This is a genomic window from Roseateles sp. GW823-FHT07B05, from assembly GCF_058794515.1.
The window spans coordinates 69,113-85,345 of sequence record NZ_JBXAGX010000015.1 but is presented as its reverse complement, the minus strand read 5'-3'; the positions used below and the strand labels follow the sequence as shown (position 1 = coordinate 85,345).

General features: G+C 69.3%; 23 protein-coding genes. 18 read left to right on the top strand and 5 right to left on the bottom strand.

Annotated elements, in window-relative coordinates; all coding sequences use genetic code 11:
- From nrdR to tolA, 16 genes are all read left to right on the top strand, one after another.
- Entirely contained in the window at positions 1–444 is a 444-nt protein-coding gene (gene nrdR / locus AC1Q7O_RS23725) for a transcriptional regulator NrdR (protein ID WP_492661225.1), read from the top strand.
- Between the two features lie 156 nt (positions 445–600).
- The gene (locus AC1Q7O_RS23720) at positions 601–1,146 is read left to right on the top strand and encodes a pilus assembly FimT family protein (protein WP_492661226.1); all 546 of its coding nucleotides are present in this window, start codon (positions 601–603) and stop codon (positions 1,144–1,146) included.
- A 104-nt stretch (positions 1,147–1,250) separates the two neighbouring features.
- Positions 1,251–1,727, top strand: coding sequence for a type IV pilin protein (locus AC1Q7O_RS23715; RefSeq protein WP_492661227.1), 477 nt, complete (start codon positions 1,251–1,253; stop codon positions 1,725–1,727).
- A gap of 2 nt (positions 1,728–1,729) precedes the next feature.
- On the top strand, positions 1,730–2,323 hold the full coding sequence (locus AC1Q7O_RS23710) for a pilus assembly FimT family protein (protein WP_492661228.1): 594 nt from the start codon (positions 1,730–1,732) through the stop codon (positions 2,321–2,323).
- Positions 2,320–3,054 (top strand): PilW family protein, encoded by a 735-nt coding sequence (locus tag AC1Q7O_RS23705; RefSeq protein WP_492661229.1) that lies wholly within the window; start codon positions 2,320–2,322, stop codon positions 3,052–3,054. Before AC1Q7O_RS23710 ends, AC1Q7O_RS23705 begins: the two co-directional genes overlap by 4 nt.
- Positions 3,051–4,352, top strand: coding sequence for a PilX N-terminal domain-containing pilus assembly protein (locus AC1Q7O_RS23700; RefSeq protein ID WP_492661230.1), 1,302 nt, complete (start codon positions 3,051–3,053; stop codon positions 4,350–4,352). Before AC1Q7O_RS23705 ends, AC1Q7O_RS23700 begins: the two co-directional genes overlap by 4 nt.
- Before the next feature lie 5 nt (positions 4,353–4,357).
- Positions 4,358–5,695: a type IV pilus modification PilV family protein gene (locus AC1Q7O_RS23695; protein ID WP_492661231.1), complete on the top strand. Its 1,338-nt coding sequence runs from the start codon at positions 4,358–4,360 to the stop codon at positions 5,693–5,695.
- A 25-nt stretch (positions 5,696–5,720) separates the two neighbouring features.
- Positions 5,721–6,752 (top strand): bifunctional diaminohydroxyphosphoribosylaminopyrimidine deaminase/5-amino-6-(5-phosphoribosylamino)uracil reductase RibD, encoded by a 1,032-nt coding sequence (gene ribD / locus AC1Q7O_RS23690; RefSeq protein ID WP_492661232.1) that lies wholly within the window; start codon positions 5,721–5,723, stop codon positions 6,750–6,752.
- Between the two features lie 24 nt (positions 6,753–6,776).
- Positions 6,777–7,874, top strand: coding sequence for a bifunctional 3,4-dihydroxy-2-butanone-4-phosphate synthase/GTP cyclohydrolase II (ribBA, locus tag AC1Q7O_RS23685; protein ID WP_492661233.1), 1,098 nt, complete (start codon positions 6,777–6,779; stop codon positions 7,872–7,874).
- A 16-nt stretch (positions 7,875–7,890) separates the two neighbouring features.
- A complete protein-coding gene (gene ribH, locus AC1Q7O_RS23680) occupies positions 7,891–8,364 on the top strand; it encodes a 6,7-dimethyl-8-ribityllumazine synthase (RefSeq protein ID WP_492661234.1) in 474 nt (157 codons plus the stop codon).
- Positions 8,361–8,864, top strand: a complete 504-nt coding sequence (gene nusB / locus AC1Q7O_RS23675; RefSeq protein WP_394510015.1) for a transcription antitermination factor NusB — start codon at positions 8,361–8,363, stop codon at positions 8,862–8,864. Before ribH ends, nusB begins: the two co-directional genes overlap by 4 nt.
- Positions 8,864–10,054: a pyridoxal phosphate-dependent aminotransferase gene (locus AC1Q7O_RS23670; protein WP_492661235.1), complete on the top strand. Its 1,191-nt coding sequence runs from the start codon at positions 8,864–8,866 to the stop codon at positions 10,052–10,054. Before nusB ends, AC1Q7O_RS23670 begins: the two co-directional genes overlap by 1 nt.
- Positions 10,051–10,446 carry a tol-pal system-associated acyl-CoA thioesterase gene (ybgC, locus tag AC1Q7O_RS23665; RefSeq protein ID WP_492661236.1) on the top strand — a complete coding sequence of 132 codons (396 nt, stop codon included), beginning with the start codon at positions 10,051–10,053 and terminating at the stop codon, positions 10,444–10,446. The genes AC1Q7O_RS23670 and ybgC overlap by 4 nt, the downstream gene beginning before the upstream one ends.
- Positions 10,443–11,117, top strand: coding sequence for a protein TolQ (gene tolQ / locus AC1Q7O_RS23660; RefSeq protein WP_492661237.1), 675 nt, complete (start codon positions 10,443–10,445; stop codon positions 11,115–11,117). Before ybgC ends, tolQ begins: the two co-directional genes overlap by 4 nt.
- Positions 11,118–11,552 carry a protein TolR gene (gene tolR, locus AC1Q7O_RS23655; protein WP_492661238.1) on the top strand — a complete coding sequence of 145 codons (435 nt, stop codon included), beginning with the start codon at positions 11,118–11,120 and terminating at the stop codon, positions 11,550–11,552.
- A gap of 1 nt (position 11,553) precedes the next feature.
- Positions 11,554–12,414: a cell envelope integrity protein TolA gene (gene tolA, locus AC1Q7O_RS23650; protein WP_492661239.1), complete on the top strand. Its 861-nt coding sequence runs from the start codon at positions 11,554–11,556 to the stop codon at positions 12,412–12,414.
- Here tolA and AC1Q7O_RS23645 read toward each other — a convergent pair.
- Genes AC1Q7O_RS23645 through AC1Q7O_RS23630 form a run of 4 tightly spaced genes read right to left on the bottom strand, consistent with a single transcriptional unit; the run spans position 12,398 to position 14,668 of the window.
- Positions 12,398–12,886, bottom strand: coding sequence for a DoxX family protein (locus AC1Q7O_RS23645; protein ID WP_492661240.1), 489 nt, complete (start codon positions 12,884–12,886; stop codon positions 12,398–12,400). The two genes, tolA and AC1Q7O_RS23645, sit on opposite strands and share 17 nt — an antisense overlap.
- Positions 12,883–13,569 carry an HvfC/BufC family peptide modification chaperone gene (locus tag AC1Q7O_RS23640; RefSeq protein WP_492661241.1) on the bottom strand — a complete coding sequence of 229 codons (687 nt, stop codon included), beginning with the start codon at positions 13,567–13,569 and terminating at the stop codon, positions 12,883–12,885. The genes AC1Q7O_RS23645 and AC1Q7O_RS23640 overlap by 4 nt, the downstream gene beginning before the upstream one ends.
- Positions 13,563–14,402, bottom strand: a complete 840-nt coding sequence (bufB, locus tag AC1Q7O_RS23635; protein WP_492661242.1) for an MNIO family bufferin maturase — start codon at positions 14,400–14,402, stop codon at positions 13,563–13,565. Before bufB ends, AC1Q7O_RS23640 begins: the two co-directional genes overlap by 7 nt.
- A gap of 2 nt (positions 14,403–14,404) precedes the next feature.
- Positions 14,405–14,668 (bottom strand): BufA1 family periplasmic bufferin-type metallophore, encoded by a 264-nt coding sequence (locus AC1Q7O_RS23630; RefSeq protein ID WP_492661243.1) that lies wholly within the window; start codon positions 14,666–14,668, stop codon positions 14,405–14,407.
- A 101-nt stretch (positions 14,669–14,769) separates the two neighbouring features.
- Between AC1Q7O_RS23630 and AC1Q7O_RS23625 the strand changes: the two genes are divergently transcribed.
- Positions 14,770–15,345: a sigma-70 family RNA polymerase sigma factor gene (locus AC1Q7O_RS23625; RefSeq protein WP_492661244.1), complete on the top strand. Its 576-nt coding sequence runs from the start codon at positions 14,770–14,772 to the stop codon at positions 15,343–15,345.
- A complete protein-coding gene (locus tag AC1Q7O_RS23620) occupies positions 15,342–15,536 on the top strand; it encodes an anti-sigma factor family protein (RefSeq protein ID WP_492661245.1) in 195 nt (64 codons plus the stop codon). The genes AC1Q7O_RS23625 and AC1Q7O_RS23620 overlap by 4 nt, the downstream gene beginning before the upstream one ends.
- Here the strand turns inward: AC1Q7O_RS23620 and pcp are convergent, their stop codons facing one another.
- On the bottom strand, positions 15,537–16,184 hold the full coding sequence (pcp, locus tag AC1Q7O_RS23615) for a pyroglutamyl-peptidase I (protein ID WP_492661246.1): 648 nt from the start codon (positions 16,182–16,184) through the stop codon (positions 15,537–15,539).
- Positions 16,185–16,233 lie beyond the last annotated feature (49 nt).

Sequence of the window (16,233 nt, the reverse complement as noted above, 5' to 3'; positions counted from 1 at the left end):
ATGCGCTGCCCGTTCTGCTCTCACGCCGAGACCCAGGTTGCCGAGACCCGGGAATCGGATGAGGGCGACGTCGTCCGGCGCCGGCGCCGCTGCCTGTCCTGCGACAAGCGCTTCACGACCTATGAGCGGCCGGACATCGCGCTGCCGTCGGTCGTCAAGAAGGACGGGCGGCGCGCCGATTTCGACGCCACCAAGCTGCGCGCCTCCATGCAGCTCGCACTGCGCAAGCGGCCGGTCAGCGTCGAGCAGATCGACGCGGCCATCAACCGCATCGAGGAAAAGCTGCTCGCCAGCGGCGCCCGCGAGATCGCGTCCACGCGGTTGGGCGAACTGGTCATGCGCGAGTTGAAGCGCATCGACAAGGTCGCCTACGTGCGCTTCGCGTCGGTCTACCGCAGCTTCGAAGATGTCGACGAGTTCCGTCAGCTGATTCGAGAAATTTAATCCGGGCTTTCCCTGTCCCTCTTCGGAGGGGGTGCCGGGGGATGCCCCTCCTCCATCTCCCCCTATCTCCCCCTCCGTTCCGCCTTAAGGGGGAAAGACGTCCGCGGGGCTGGTTTCTAGAGTTCGTTCATCGCCAACGAACCTCTCGGAGCCGCCATGAACCGCACCGCCACCCGCCGCCTCAGCCTCGGTTTCACGCTGGTCGAAATGTGCGTCTGCGTGAGCGTCGGCGCCACGCTGCTGAGCCAGGCCGTGCCCAACCTCAGCAAGATGCGCCAGGAACGGGCGCTGCGTGCAGCCTCCGGGGCGCTGGCCGATGACCTGCGCTTCGCCCGCGCGGAGGCGGCGCGCATGAGCGATTCGGTCTACTTCCGCGTCAGTGGCAAGGGCGCCAACGCCTGCTATGTGCTGTACGCCGGCACCCGCAACGACTGTGACTGCGCCGGCGGCCAGGCCGTCTGCAAGGCGCCGGGCAGCTACGTCATCAAGGCCGAATGGCTGCCCGCAGCCAAGGGCCTGCAATTGCGCAGCAACGCCGAGACGCTGGAGTTCCAGCACCGCCAGGGCCTGGTCACGCAGACCGGCAGCATCGACGTGGCGCTGCAGAGCGGCACCGGCATCCGCCAGGTCATCGCCATCACCGGCCGTGTCCGCAACTGCTACACGGGTGCCAAGCTCAGCGGCATTCCCAAGTGCGCGTGACCTGATCCCTTGTTCATGGTGGCTGGCGACCGGCGGTCAGGCTCCGGGGATGAGCGGTCATCCTGTAACCTTTTGTCTTCATGCCACTGTTCAGAATTCACGCCATGAGTCCTTCCGCCTGCCACAGCTCCCGCGGGTTCACGCTCATGGAGCTGATGATTGCCGTCGTCGTGGCCGGCATCCTGGCGGCGGTGGCCTACCCCTCCATGACGTCCTTCATCGCCCGCGGCCGCCGGGCCGATGCGATGGCGGCACTGACCAGCGTCGTGCAAGCGCAGGAGCGGTATCGCTCCAACCGGACGAGTTATGCAGACTCTCTGGGCTCGGACGGGCTCAAGATGGAAGAGCAGCTCGCCGCGGTTTCAAAGTATTACGACTTGAGCCTTGAAGGCGTTGGTGAGTCGCTCAGTTTCACGAACGGATATGTCGTCAGCGCCACGCCCAAGCGCGGCAGCCCGCAAAACAACGACAAGAACTGCCAGATCCTGCGTGTGAAGCTGGAAGGCGCGATGTTCAAGTACATGTCCGCGGACGGTTCGGGCACCGACACCACTGCCGACCAAAACTGCTGGGGCCGCTGACCATGCTGCGCGCCACCCTCTACAAGCAGCGCTCCGGCGTGACCCTGGTCGAGATGCTGATCGGCGTCGCCGTGCTGGGGGTGCTTCTCGCCGTGGCCGTGCCGTCGCTGACGGCCATGATGGAGCGGCGCCGCGTTGTGGCCGCCGCGGGCGAGATTGCCAGTTTCTTTGCGCAGGCGCGCACCGAGTCAGCCATCACCGACTACAAGGTGTCGCTGCACATGGAGCCCGTCAAAGCGTCTGTCGGTGACTACAGCTGCCTGCGCCTAAGTACCCACGACGACGTCGACACCTGCACCTGCAGCCGCAAGGGCAACGATTTGTGCTCCGTCGGCGAGGCGCGTCTGCTGCGCGAGTTCCTGCTGCCCCGCAGCAGTTCCGTGCGCTTCGACGTCGACCCTACCGCCCAATGGGCCTTCGACAAGTACGTGGTGACCTTCAAGCGAGGCACTTACCCGACGGACGTGAAGGGCGTGAAGATCATCGTGAAGGGCGTGAAGACGAACGCTGAGCTTCGCGTCGAATTCAACACCGCCGGACGGGTGCGCACCTGCTCTCCCGACGGCAGCATCGGCGGGTTCCCGGCATGCGGATGAAGTCTTTCCACCAGCGCGGTCTGGGTTTGGTCGAGCTGATGGTGGGCATCACCGTCGGCCTGATCGTTGCTGCCGGAGCCTCCATGGTGGCCGTCAACCAGATCAATGAGCACCGCCGGCTGATGCTGGAAACCCAGCTCCAGCAGGACCTGCGCGTGGCGGCCGACCTGCTGCAGCAGGACCTGCGCCGTGCGGGATACCGCGGGCAGGCAGAACTGGGCGTATGGGCGCCTCCGACGGGCGTGGGCACGGCGTCGGAAACAGCGGCCCAGGTTGCCACAGCCAACCCCTACAGCGAGATGGTGCGGACGGATGACGGCTCGCAGCGCTCCATCACCTACACCTATGCGCGCCCGATCGGTGGCAAGTTGGGGGCCTCGGCGCCTCGCGATGGCGAGCGGTTCGGCTTCAAGTGGGACAAGAGCAGCAAGGTCCTGTACGCGCGCGTCGGCATCGTCAACGGGCGTGATAACTGGCAGCCCATCACCGACCCGGACCTCGTCAAGATCACGGACTTTCCCGTCGAGGTGACCGTGCAGGCCACCGACGTCGGCGACTTCTGCGACAAACCTTGCGGGGCCGCCCCGCTGTCGGCCTGCCCCAAGCACGAGGTGCGCGAGGTGCGCTTCACCATCGTCGGTGAGGCCAAGCACGACCCCCTGGTCAAGCGCACGTTGTCAGGGGTCGAGCGCCTGCGCTCGGATGCCATCATCGGAAGCTGCCCGGCATGACGCACACGCCCTACCGTTTTGCGCAGCGCGAGCGAGGCGCGGCGACGCTTGTCGTCGTCATGGTGTTGTTCCTCGTCATGGCCTTGCTGGCGGCCTACGCCAACCGCAGCATGCTGTTCGAGCAGCGCGTGGCGTCAAGTTACTTCCGCGGCAACCTGTCGCAGGAAGCCGCCGAAGCCAGCATCGAATGGACGCTGGCGCAACTGAACGGCACCGCGGTGGATGCGGCCTGCAAGCCGCGGGACACCGGCGGGCAGCGCTTTGCGGACAAGTACCTGCAGGTCAACGCGACGGAGCGCGTCTTCACGAGCAAGGTCGTGGCGGACGGCGACCTGGTGGACTGCGTCCGCGATGCTTCCAACCAGGGGTGGTCCTGCCGCTGCCCCGCCGCAGACGCCGCCTATGCGGACCGCGAAGGAGTCGCCGGAACGGACGTGATCCCGAGTTTCAGCGTCGCTCTGGGCGGTGGCCCACGCGCGGGAACGCTCACTCTGAGCGCCACTGGCTGCAGCGGCAGCCAGCCGGGTGCGTGCAGCAAGCCCGGGGAACTGGCCGACATCAGCAAAGCACAACTGGCGAGGTCGCGTTTGTCGGTGCTGCTGAGCCTGGTCAGCGCAGTTCGTAACCCGCCGGCTGCCCCGCTGGTCGTCAAGGGCAATCTGCAAGCCAGCGGCAGCGACCGCCTCGGCCTGCACAACACCGACCCCCGCTCGGCCGGCATGCTGGCGGTCCTGGGTGGCAGCGCCTCGGGTCTCGTGGATGAACGACTGGAAAGCGTGCCCGGTAGCGGCGCCAGCCAGACCGTGACCGAAACGGACGACACCCTGTCGCGCGCCGATGCCGGCGCGGTGTTCAGGATGTTCATGGGCACCAGCGTGTCCAAGTACCCGGACCATCCGGCCGCGCGCAAGCTCACCTGCAGCGGAGACTGCAGTTCGGCCCTGGAGGCCGCCTACGACGCCGGCCAGCGCATCGTCTGGGTGAATGGCAACCTCGCCCTGTCCACCAACAAGACGCTGGGCGCCGTGAACGACCCGATGCTGATCGTCGTCAACGGCGCGGCCCAGCTGACCGGCCCCTTCCAGCTCAACGGCATGCTCGTCACGACGGGCAGCCTGGGCTGGACAAACGGCAGCGCCATGCCTTCGCTCGTGAACGGCATCGTGCTGGTGGGTGGTTCCATGACGACCACCGGACGCGTGGACATCGTCTACCAACAGCAAGTGGCCGATCAGTTGCGAAACCGCATGGGCAGCTATGTCCGTGTGCCCGGCAGTTGGACCTACGTGAATCAATGACGACCATGAAGTCGCATCGCCTCCCCCTTCGCCCACGTGGCACTGCCCAGCGTGGCGTCACGCTGATCGAGGCGCTGGTGGCGCTCGTCGTCATGTCGTTCGGCATGGTGGCGCTGGTGGGCCTGCTGAGCAACCTGCGCTACAGCGGCGACGTCGCCAAGCAGCGCAGCGAGGCCATGCACCTGGCCCAGACCGAGATCGAGAAGCTGCGCGCCTACTCGATGCTGAAGAAGCCGGCAGGCGCAGCGTCCGCGATCAGGGACTACGAGACGGATCTGCTTGCAGACGTGCCGTCCCAGGATATCAGTGGCGAGAACTCCAACACGACGTTCACATTGACGCGGGTCGTCAGGCCACTGATCCGCGGTGCGACGCTGGCCACCAGCGAGATCGAACCGCAGACGATCCGGGCTCAGACCGTCAGCGTGACGGTTGACTGGAAGGACCGCAGCGGCACCGGGCAGAGCCTGACGTTGAACACCATCATCTCCCGCGCCGATCCGGTCTTCACCCTCGCGTTGGGTGTCACGCCGGGCAGTGATGGTGTGCGGCTGCCGAACAACCGCAACCCAGTCATCCCGCCCACGGCGCAAGACCTGGGCAACGGCCGCAGCGCGTTCCGCCCGCCCAACGGCGACGGGGCGGTGTGGGTGTTCAACAACCTCACCGGCGTCATCACCGGCAAGTGCGAGATCGCCGAGGGCACGACGTTGACGGCCGACGCGGTCGATTCCTGCAAGAACAACACGGTGGGCTATCTGGTGAGCGGCAGCATCCGCTTCTCGAACGCGGACGCGCCCGACCCGGCACGGCCCGAGGCGACGGCCCTGCCCTACCCGCTGACCGCCTATCTGAACCTGACGCCCAGCCAGTTCAAGGTCCGCGACAGCGAAGGTGCCTACTCGCTGGCACCGGGCGGCGACTACCCGGAGTCGCCCAACCACATCTGCTTCAGCGACGCGCCGCAGCCGGGCCTCACCACCCGCACTTCGGTCAACTACTACTGCATCGTGTTCCCCAACACGCAAACGCCGCGCAACTGGTGGGGCCAGTTGCTGCTGACGGGGCTGGACATCGGCAAATCCGCCACCGATCACAAGGTCTGCCGTTACAGCGCCGACTACAACGGCAACGGCTACACCTACGTCCCCGCCACGAAGGTCGACGAACTCGACAAGATCGACAACGAAGAGCATCCCGCGACCTACCAGCGCGTGACCTACTCGCTGGCGCGGCAGAACTTCCTCGTCGTGCGGGGGGATGTGTCCTGCCCGACGGCGCCCGCGCCGGACCCGGCCAACGGCATCTTCCTGGACTACTCCACGGTGCAGATCCAGCCCTGATCCGGTGGCTGGCTAGACTGGGCGCATGCCCGCTCCCGACATTGCCGCCGCGCTGACGCGCGCCCTTGCCCTGGCCGCCGAGGCCATCGGCTTGACCGACCCCAACCCGCGCGTAGGCTGCGTGCTGCTGGCCGCTGACGGCCGCGAGCTCGGCGCGGGGCACACCCAGCCTGCGGGCCAGGCCCATGCCGAGGTCATGGCGCTGCGCGATGCAGCCGCACGCGGCCACGACGTGCGCGGCGCCATCGCCATCGTCACGCTGGAACCCTGCTCCCACCACGGCCGCACGCCACCCTGCTGCGACGCCCTCATTGCTGCCGGCATCGCGCGCGTCGTCGTCGCCGTGCAGGACCCCAACCCGCAGGTGGCCGGCCAGGGCATCACCCGGCTGCGGGCAGCCGGCATCGCGGTGGAACTGGCCGACGCCGCCACGGCCGATGTCGCCCGGGAATTGAACATCGGCTTCTTCTCCCGCATGCAACGCGGCCGCCCCTTCGTGCGGCTGAAGTCGGCCGTCTCGCTGGACGGCCGCACCGCGCTGCCCGACGGGCGCAGCCAGTGGATCACTGGCGAGGCGGCCCGCGCCGACGGCCATGCCTGGCGGCGGCGCGCCGGTGCGGTGCTGACCGGCATCGGCACGGTACTCGCGGACAACCCGCGGCTGGACGTCAGGCTCGTGCCGACCGCAAGGCAGCCGCTGCGCCTGGTGCTGGATCCGCAGGGCCGCCTGCCGCCCGGCGCGCGCATCCTGCAGCCGCCTGGCGAGGCCCGCACCATCGGCCCCGGCCGTGCCGACCTGCCGGCGCTGCTGGCCGAGTTGGGCCGCGAAGGCATCAACGAGCTGCACGTGGAAGCCGGCCCGACGCTGTCCGGCGCCTTCCTCGATGCGGGCCTGGTCGACGAGCTGCTGATCTATCAGGCCCCTCTGCTGATCGGCGAGGGGCGACCGCTGGCGGCGCTGCAACCGCTGGCCGGGCTGGACCAGGCCCGCCGCTGGCGCCTCCTCGAAGCCCTGCCCATCGGTGCAGATCTTCGCCTTCGGCTGCGCCCAACCTAGGGTCGCCACCTACAATCGCCGGCTATGCCCATCTCCCCCATCCCCGAGCTGGTCGCCGAGCTGGCGGCCGGCCGCATGGTCATCCTCGTCGACGAAGAAGATCGTGAGAACGAGGGCGATCTCGTCCTCGCCGCCGACCTCGTCACGCCCGAGGCCATCAACTTCATGGCCAAGCATGGCCGCGGCCTGATCTGCCTGACGCTGCCGCGCGAGCATTGCGAGCGCCTGCAGCTGCCGCCGATGACGCGCCGCAACGGCACACAGCACGGTACGGCGTTCACGGTGTCCATCGAGGCCGCCACCGGCGTCACGACAGGCATCTCCGCCGCCGACCGCGCCCGCACCGTGCAGGCCGCCGTCGCGCCGGATGCGACCGCGAAGGATCTCGTCCAGCCCGGCCACATCTTCCCGCTGCAGGCCCAGGACGGCGGCGTGCTGATGCGCGCCGGCCATACCGAGGCCGGCTGCGACCTGGCCCGCATGGCCGGGCTGTCGGCCACGTCGGTGATCTGCGAGATCATGAAGGACGACGGCACGATGGCGCGCCTGCCGGACCTGGAGATCTTCGCCGCCGAACACGGCCTGAAGATCGGCACCATCGCCGACCTCATCGAGTACCGCAGCCGCAACGAGAGCCTGGTCAACCGCGTCGCCGAGCGTCCGCTGGCGACGGCCCAGGGCGAGTTCGACTGCCATGTCTTCACCGACCGTACCGGCGGCACCCACCTCGCGCTGACACACGGCGCCTGGAGCGGCAGCGACGAGGTGCTGGTACGCGTGCACGAGCCGCTGTCGGTCATGGACCTGCTGGAAGCCGGTTCCTGCGGCCACTCCTGGGGTCTGCCCGCCTCGCTGGCGGCCGTCAAGGCCAGCCCGGCCGGGGTCGTCGTGCTGCTGAACTGCGGCGAAGACGCCGCCGGCGTGCTGTCCCGCGCCCGCGACGCAAAGCCTGCCGCGCCCGTCCGCAGCGCGATGGACCTGCGCACCTACGGCGTCGGCGCCCAGATCCTGAAGGCGCTGGGCGTGCACCACATGAAGCTGCTCGGCAGCCCGCGCCGCATGCCCAGCATGACCGGCTACGGGCTGGAAGTGACTGGCTTCGTCGCTCCCCCTTCCTGCTGAACCCGAGAGACCCGCGATGCAAGACTCCGACCAAGGCCTGCCCGGCTTCGAAGGCGCCCTCGACGGCAGCGACCTGAGCGTCGCCATCGTGCAGGCCCGCTTCAACGACGCCCTCACCTCCGCGCTGGCCAGCGCCTGTCTGGCCGAGCTGTCGGTGCTGGGCGTGCCCGCGGAGGCCATCCGCCACGTGACGGTGCCCGGTGCGCTGGAGGTGCCGCTGGCGCTGCAGGCGCTGGCCGAGACCAACGACTACGACGCCCTCATCGCGCTGGGCTGCATCATCCGCGGCGAGACCTACCACTTCGAGCTGGTCGCCAACGAGAGCGGCTCGGCCGTCACGCGCGTCGGGCTGGACCACGGCATCCCGATTGCCAACGCCATCCTGACCGTCGAAAACGAGGCCCAGGCCTGGGCCCGCGCCGAGCCCAAGGGCCGCGACGCCGCCCGCGTGGCCGTCGAGATGGCCAACCTGCTGAAAGAGATCGAGTGAACACGCCCAACAAGACCGCCCCCAAGACGGCCAACACGACGGCCAACAAGCCCGCCGGCAAGAAGGCGCCCGTCAAGTCGGCCCGCCGCCGTTCGCGCGAGGCCGCGCTGCAAGGCCTCTACCAGTGGCTGCTGACCGGCGAAGACATCGGCGTCATCGTCGCGCTGGGCCGCGAGCAGGAAGGCTATGCCAAGCTCGACCTCAAGCACTACGAGGCGCTGCTGGGCGGCTGTGTGCACGAGGCGGCCGACCTGGACGCCATCCTGTCCCGCCACGTGGACCGCAAGACGACGGAGCTGTCGCCCATCGAGCACGGCATCCTGATGATCGGCGCCTACGAGCTCAAGCACTGCCTGGACATTCCGTACAAGGTCGCCATCAACGAGGCGGTGGAGCTGGCCAAGTCCTTCGGCGGCACCGACGGCCACAAGTACGTCAACGGCGTGCTGGACCGCGCGGCCGTGGATTTGCGCCCCCTCGAGGTCACCGCCAAGCGCTGATGAGACTGGCAGCGCGGCTGGACCGCATCGAGCCCTTCTATGTGATGGAGCTGGCCAAGACCGCGGCGCAGCTCGCGGCTGGCCCGCTGTGCGACCCGGTCCGGGGCGGCCGGCGCATGATCCGGCTCAACATTGGCGAGCCCGACTTCGGCGCCGCGCCCGCCGTGCGCGAGGCCGTCGCGCGCATCGCGCAGGGCGACACGCCCTACACCGACGCGCTGGGGCTGCCGGCGCTGCGTGAGGCCATCTCGCGCTGGTACGGTCTGCGCTTCGGCCTGGCCATTGCGCCCGAGCGCATTGCCATCACCGCCGGCGCCTCGGCCGGCTTGCAGCTCGCCTGCCTGGCGCTCTTCGAGCGCGGCGACGAGGTGCTGATGCCGGACCCCTGCTACCCGTGCAACCGCCACTTCGTGACGGCCGCGGACGCGACGCCGCGGTTGCTGCCCACCAGCGCTGCCGGGCGTTTCCAGCTGGATGCCGATCAAGTGCGCGACGCCTGGACGCCAGCCACGCGCGGCGTGCTGCTGGCGTCGCCAAGCAACCCCACCGGCACGTCCATCGCGCCCGAGGTGCTGGCGACAATGGCCGGCTTCGTGCGCGAGCACGGCGGCGTCACCGTCGTCGACGAGATCTACCTGCCGCTGAGCTACGAAGACCATTTCGGCCACAGCGCGCTCGGGCTGCCGGATGGGCTGGGCGACGACATCGTCTCCGTCAACAGCTTCTCCAAGTACTTCGGCATGACCGGCTGGCGGCTGGGCTGGCTGGTGCTGCCCCCGGCCCTCGTGCCCGCCGTCGAGCGGCTCGCGCAGAACCTCTACATCTGCCCGTCCACGCTGGCGCAGAAGGCGGCGCTGGCCTGCTTCGAGCCGGCGACCATCGCCGAGTTCGAACGCCGCCGCGCCGTGTTGCGCGAACGCCGGGACTACATCGTGCCGGCGCTCAACGCGCTGGGCCTGACGGTGCCCGTCGCGCCCGACGGCGCGTTCTATGCGTGGATGGACGTGTCGCGCTTCCATGCCGACAGCTGGGGCTTCGCGCACGAGCTGCTGCAGAGCGCCCAGGTCGCGCTGACGCCCGGCCGCGACTTCGGCCTGGCCGACCCGCAGCGCTGGATGCGGCTGTCCTTCGCGTCGTCACTCGACGATCTGCAGGAAGCCGTTGCACGCCTGCGCGAGGTGCTCGCATGAGTTTCCAGTGGCCGGTGCGCGTGTACTGGGAAGACACCGATGCTGGCGGCATCGTGTTCTACGCCAACTACCTGAAGTTCTTCGAGCGCGCCCGCACCGAGTGGCTGCGCGCGGCCGGTGTCGAACAGCACCAGCTGCGCGAGGACACCGGCATCATGTTCGTCGTCGCCGCCACCAGCCTGCGCTACGCGGCGCCGGCGCGGCTGGACGACCTGCTCACCATCACCGTCCAACCCGAGCCGGCGGGCCGTGCCAGCCTCGTCGTGCGCCAGCGCGCGCTGCGGGGCGACACGCTGCTGGCCGAGGGCGAAATCCGCATCGGCTGCGTGCGCGCCGTTGACCTGAAACCCCAACGCCTCCCTGACGCTGTTGTCGCAGCGATCGCTTCATGAACCAAGACCTCTCCATCGTCTCCCTGATCCTGCACGCCAGCCTGGCCGTGCAGCTCGTCATCGCGGGCCTGCTGCTCGTGTCGCTCGCGAGCTGGAGCGTCATCTTCGGCAAGCTCATCGGGCTGGGCCAGATCAAGCGCCGCAACGATGCCTTCGAGGCCGAGTTCTGGAGCGGCAAGAACCTCAACGACCTCTACCAGGCCGTTGGCAACCGCAAGGACGGCGCGCCGCTGGAGCGCATCTTCGCGTCCGGCATGCGCGAGTTCCTGAAGCTGCGCGAGAAGCGCGTGACCGACTCCGGCGCGCTGCTGGACGCCGCCCGACGCGCGATGCGCGCCAGCTTCCAGCGCGAGCTGGACGCGATGGAGAGCAACCTGTCCTTCCTCGCCTCGGTCGGCTCCGTGTCGCCGTACGTGGGCCTTTTCGGCACCATCTGGGGGATCATGCATGCGTTCGTCGGCCTGTCCAACCTGACGCAGGTGACGCTGGCCACGGTGGCACCGGGCATCGCCGAGGCGCTGGTCGCGACGGCCATCGGCCTGTTCGCGGCCATCCCGGCCGTGCTGGCCTACAACCGCTTCGCGCGCCAGATCGACCGCAGCGCGATCACGCTGGAGACCTTCATCGAAGAGTTCTCCAACATCCTGCAACGCAACGCCACGCAAAACTAAATGGCCGCCGTCTCCGCCCGCGGCGGCCGCCGGCGCCGCACGATGAACGAGATCAACATGGTCCCGTTCATCGACGTGATGCTGGTGCTGCTCATCATCTTCATGGTCAGCGCGCCGCTGATCACCACCGGCCTCGTGGACCTGCCCAGCGTGGGCAAGAGCAAGCAGCAGCCCGAGCACGTCATCCAGGTCATCGTCGGCACCGACGAGCGGCTGAAGATCAAGGTCGACCAGCTGGAGCCCGAGAGCATCCCGGTCAACCGGCTGGCCGAGCGCGTGAAGAAGGCGCAGGGCAGCAACGCCAGCAACCCGGTCGTCATCTCCGCCGACAAGAACGTCAAGTACGAGGCCGTCGTGCAGGTGATGGACACGCTGCAGCGCGCCGGCGTGCAGCGCGTGGGCCTAGCCGTGAAGAGCGGCGCCGCCGCGAAGTGACATGACGGCTGCCGCGACGTTGCGTCCCCCCGAGGTCGCCGGCATCGGCCGCGGCCTGCTGTTCGCGCTGATCGCGCACGGCCTGCTGATCTTCGCGCTCAGCTACGGCCTGCACTGGCGCAGCGACTCGGAGCCGGCCTTCGAGGCCGAGCTGTGGTCGTCCATTCCGCAGATCGCCGCGCCGCGCGAGGAAGTGCCGCCGGAGCCCGAGCCCGAGGCGCCCAAGCGCGACCTGAAGGCCCAGCAGCAGGCGGCCGAGGAAGCCGCCGCCGAGCAACGCGAGGCCGAGATCGCCATCGCCAAGGAGAAGAAGCGCAAGGACGAGAAGGCCCGCGAAGAAGCCGCGGCCAAGCTCGAGCGCGAGAAGGCGGTCAAGGAGAAGGAAGCCAAGGACAAGCTGGCGAAGGACAAGGCCGCCAAGGAAGAGGCCGACCGCAAGAAGGACAAGGCGTCCAAGGACGCCAAAGAGGCGAAGGAAGCCAAGGACGCCGACGCCAAGCGCGAGGCGCAGCGCCAGGAGTTCCTGCGCCGCATCCAGGGCATGGCCGGCGGCACGCCGGGGTCCACGGGCAACGCGGCGCAGAACGCCGCGCCGTCGGCCGGCTGGGTGGGCCGCGTGAAGGGCAGGATCCGCCCGCTGATCATCTACTCCGACGATGGTGCGGCCAACCCGACGGCGGAGGTGCAGGTGGCGCTGGCTCCGGACGGTCGCATCCTGGGCAGCAAGATCCTGAAGTCCAGCAACGACCCCGAGTGGGACCGCGCCGTGCTGCGTGCCGTCGAGAAGGCCGAGACGCTGCCGCGCGATACCGACGGCCGCGTGCCGCCGGTCATCATCCTGAACTTCAGGCCGCGCGAGTAGCCAGCCAGCGGTCGACCGACCAGCGCCCCGAGCCCCACAGCGCGATGACGACGGCCAGCACACCCCACAGCGTGTGCTGTGCCTCGGCGGCCGGCGTGAAGTCGTCGGCCATCAGCGACAGCGCCGCCATCAGGTTGACGACGAACAGCCCCGCGCCGGCGAAGCGCCCGGCCAGGCCCAGCACCAGCAGCACCGGCAGCACGAGCTCGCCGGCCGTGCCCAGGTAGGCGGCCAGCGCCGGTGGCAGCAGCGGCACCTGGTAGATGTCGTTGAACAAGGCCAGCGTCGACGACCAGTCGCGCAGCTTGGTCAGGCCCGACAGGAAGAACACCTGCGCCACGTACAGCCGCGCCGCCAGCAGCGCGACGGACTGCAGGTGGCTGACGGCCGTGTCCAGCGGCGCCGGCAGGCGGCTGGGCGGCACGCCCGGGTCGGTGAAGGTGCGCAGCGCGGCGGAGATCAGAGCATTCATGGCGGGGGTGTCCGGTTCGGGGTGGCAGCCCTGACCTCTTGCAGCCAGGCGTTCTGCAGCGCGGCTTGCAGCCAGGCGCCGAAGTCGAAGTCGGTCTCGGGCGCCGAACCTTTCACCAGCGCGTCGGCAAGATTCACGCCGTCCAGCAGCGCCTGCATGAACGCGGCCTCCGCCGGCGGCAGCGGCTGCGACACCGAGCGCCAGCCCTGGCGCCACACCAGCACCGGCCCGCTGTGCTGCGCCAGCAGCGCGACACCGGGCCGCAGTTGCAGCCACAGCTGCTCGGGCGGCGTCGTGCCCAGCAGCGCGAGGGACTCGGCGTCCAGCGTCGCATCGGCCGCGCGTTCGGCCCGGTGCGACGCCCAGTCCAGCCGGGCCAGGTCGGGCAGGCCCGAGTCTTCGCCGGCGCGTTCGATGAGGAAGGCCGCCAGTGCCCCGCCCCACTGCGCCAGGTCGCCACTCTCGGGCGGATGGTGGCGCCAGAACGTCCAGGCCAGCGACGCGAATTCGTCCTCGCCCAGCGCGTCGTGCAGGCGGCCGAAGGCCACGGCCAGCGCCTGGGCCGACAAGGCCCTCAGGTTGTTGCGGTAGGCCGCGAGGCCGCGTTCGGCGCCGGTCAGCCCGGCCGGCGCGTCGCCACGGCCCAGCAGCGCGTCGACGAAGGCCTGCTGCTGCGTCAGCATGCCGCCGCCCTCGCCCGGCCAGCTTCGTCCAGCAGCACGTCCAGCTCCGGCACCGCCGTGTCCCATTCAATGAGCGTCGGCGTGGGGCCGAAGCGCCGGATCGCGTGCGCGTAGACCTGCCAGACCTCGTCGCGCACGCGGCTGCCGTGGTCGTCGATGACGAGTCCGTCGGTCTGCTCGCAGTGCCCGGCCACGTGGATCTCGCCGACGCTGCCGGGCCGGATCGCATCCACCCAGCGCATCGCCTCGCGTGCGGCGGCCTCGGGAGCCAGCCCGTCGTTGCGCGCGTTGACGAACAGGTTGTTGACGTCCAGCAGCAGGCCGCAGCCGCTGCGCTGCGTCAGCAGGTTGAAGAACTCGGGCTCGGCCAGCGTGTCTCCCGCCCAGCCGGCATAGGCGCTGATGTTCTCCACCAGCACGGGCCGGCGCAGGCGCTGCTGCACCTGCTCGACGTGGCGAACCATCAGTGCCAGTGATTCGTCGTTGAACGGGATGGGCAGCAGGTCCGCCGCGTGCAACCCCGAGCCGACGCGCGCGAAGCAGGCATGGTCCGACACCCAGCGCGGCTGCACGCGCTCGACGAGCCGGGCCAGCTGCGCCAGATGGCGCTCGTCCAGCCCGGCGGCCGAGCCCAGCGCCAGGCCCACGCCGTGCAGGCTGACGTCGTAGGCCGCGCGGCCGGCGTCCAGCACGGCCAGCGTGAGGCCGCCGTCGGCGAAGAAGTTCTCCGAATGAACCTCGATGAAGCCCAGCGCGGGGCGCCGGGCCAGCAAGGTCTCGTAGTGGGGCTGGCGCCAGCCGATGCCGACGCAGGCTTCTGGCGCCATGCCCATGCTTACTTCTTGGCGGCCGGCTTGGTCGAGCCGCCTTCCTTCTCGCACGTGCCCTTGGCGACGTACTTCCATTCGTTGGCGTCCTTGTCGGTCTTGGCCTGGCCGGCGCAGGAGTGGCTGCCGTTGGCTGCGGCGCAGTCGTTCTGGCCGGCCTTGGCGATGCCGTAGCACTTTTCCTTGGCGGCGTCGGCGGCCTGGGCGTGGGCGACGAGGCCCAGCGACAGTGCGGCGGCCAGGGCGGAGGACACGAGGGCGGGGTTCTTCATGGGACAGGTCTCCAAAAGGTTGGGGGGTGAAAGGCGGCCGATGATGCGGCGGCGAGGTTGAAGTCGCAAGACACTGTTGATTCCTTACACTGCGCGCCGCCATGACCGCCACGCCGGATTACTGCAGCCAGATCGAAGCCCTGCGCCCCGTGCTGCTGAAGTACGCGCGGCTGCAGCTGCGCAACCCGGCCTGGGCCGAGGACGCGGTGTCGGAGGCCGTGCTCGCCGCGCTCGAGAAGCCGCAGGCCTTCGCGGGCGGGAGCCAGCTCAAGACCTGGCTCATCGGCATCCTCAAGCACAAGCTCATCGACCAGATCCGCAAGAACAGCCGCGAGCTGTCGACGACAGCGAGCAGCGACGACGGCGAGGACCTGGACGACCTGCTGTTCGCCGCCGACGGCCACTGGCGCGAGACCCAGCACGACTGGGGCAACCCCGAGGATGCGCTGCGGCAGCTGGACTTCATGAAGGTGCTGGAGGCCTGCGTGGACAAGCTGCCGGGCCAGCAGGGGCGCCTCTTCATGATGCGCGAGTGGCTGGAGCTGGAGTCGGACGAGATCTGTAAGGAATTGGCGATCACGCCGACCAACCTGTGGGTCATGCTGCACCGCGCCCGCCTGAGGCTGCGGGAATGCCTGCAGATGGGCTGGTTCGGCACGACGCGGAGCACCACTTGATCAAGCTGATGATCACCTGCCGCGAGGCGACCAAGATCCTGTTGGGCGGCGAGGACCGCGTGCTGCCGCTGGCCGAGCGGCTGTCGTTGCGGCTGCACCAGCGCGCATGCGGCAACTGCCGGCGCTTTGCGTGCCAGGTGGCGTTGATGCGCCAGGCCAGCGCGCGCTGGCGCCATTACAGCGAAGACTGATCAGCTCGTGGGCGCGCCCTCGTCGGGCGTCTGCGCAGCCGCCCCCGGCGCCAGCGCGACGGCCAGCGCCAGCCGGATAGCGTCCACCTGCGCCGCCAGCCCCATGCTGGGCACCGACGGCAAGGCGCGCGCCGCCTGCTCCGGCAGCGCCGGCAGGTGGATGAAGCCGCTGGGCACGCCCTGCCCCGCCAGTTGGTGCTGCAGCTCGAAGAACAGCTGGTTGCAGACGAAGGCGCCAGCCGACAGCGACAGCCCCGCCGGCAGCCCCGCCGCCCGCAACGCGTCGCGCATGGGCTTGATGGGCAGCGTCGAGAAGTAGGCCGCGGGCGCGCCGGCGCGCACCGGCACGTCCTGCGGGCGCTGGCCGGCGTTGTCGGCGATGCGCGCGTCGATGAGGTTGACGGCCACGCGTTCGATCGACACCTCGCTGCGGCCGCTGGCCTGGCCCAGCGCGATCACCATCACGGGCCGCAGTTCGTCCAGCGCCCGCGCCAGCACCTCGGGCGCGCCGGCAAACGTGGTGGGCAGGCAGCGTGCCTGCACCGTGGCGCCGGCGATGAGCTGGCCGTGCAGCGCGCGCGCCACTTCCCAGGACGGATTGATCGCCTCGCCGCCGAAAGGCTCGAAGCCGGTGAGCAGGATGTTCATGCGACCATTGTCGGGAATGCCGCCCGACCGTGGCGTTTTTGAGCCCGGC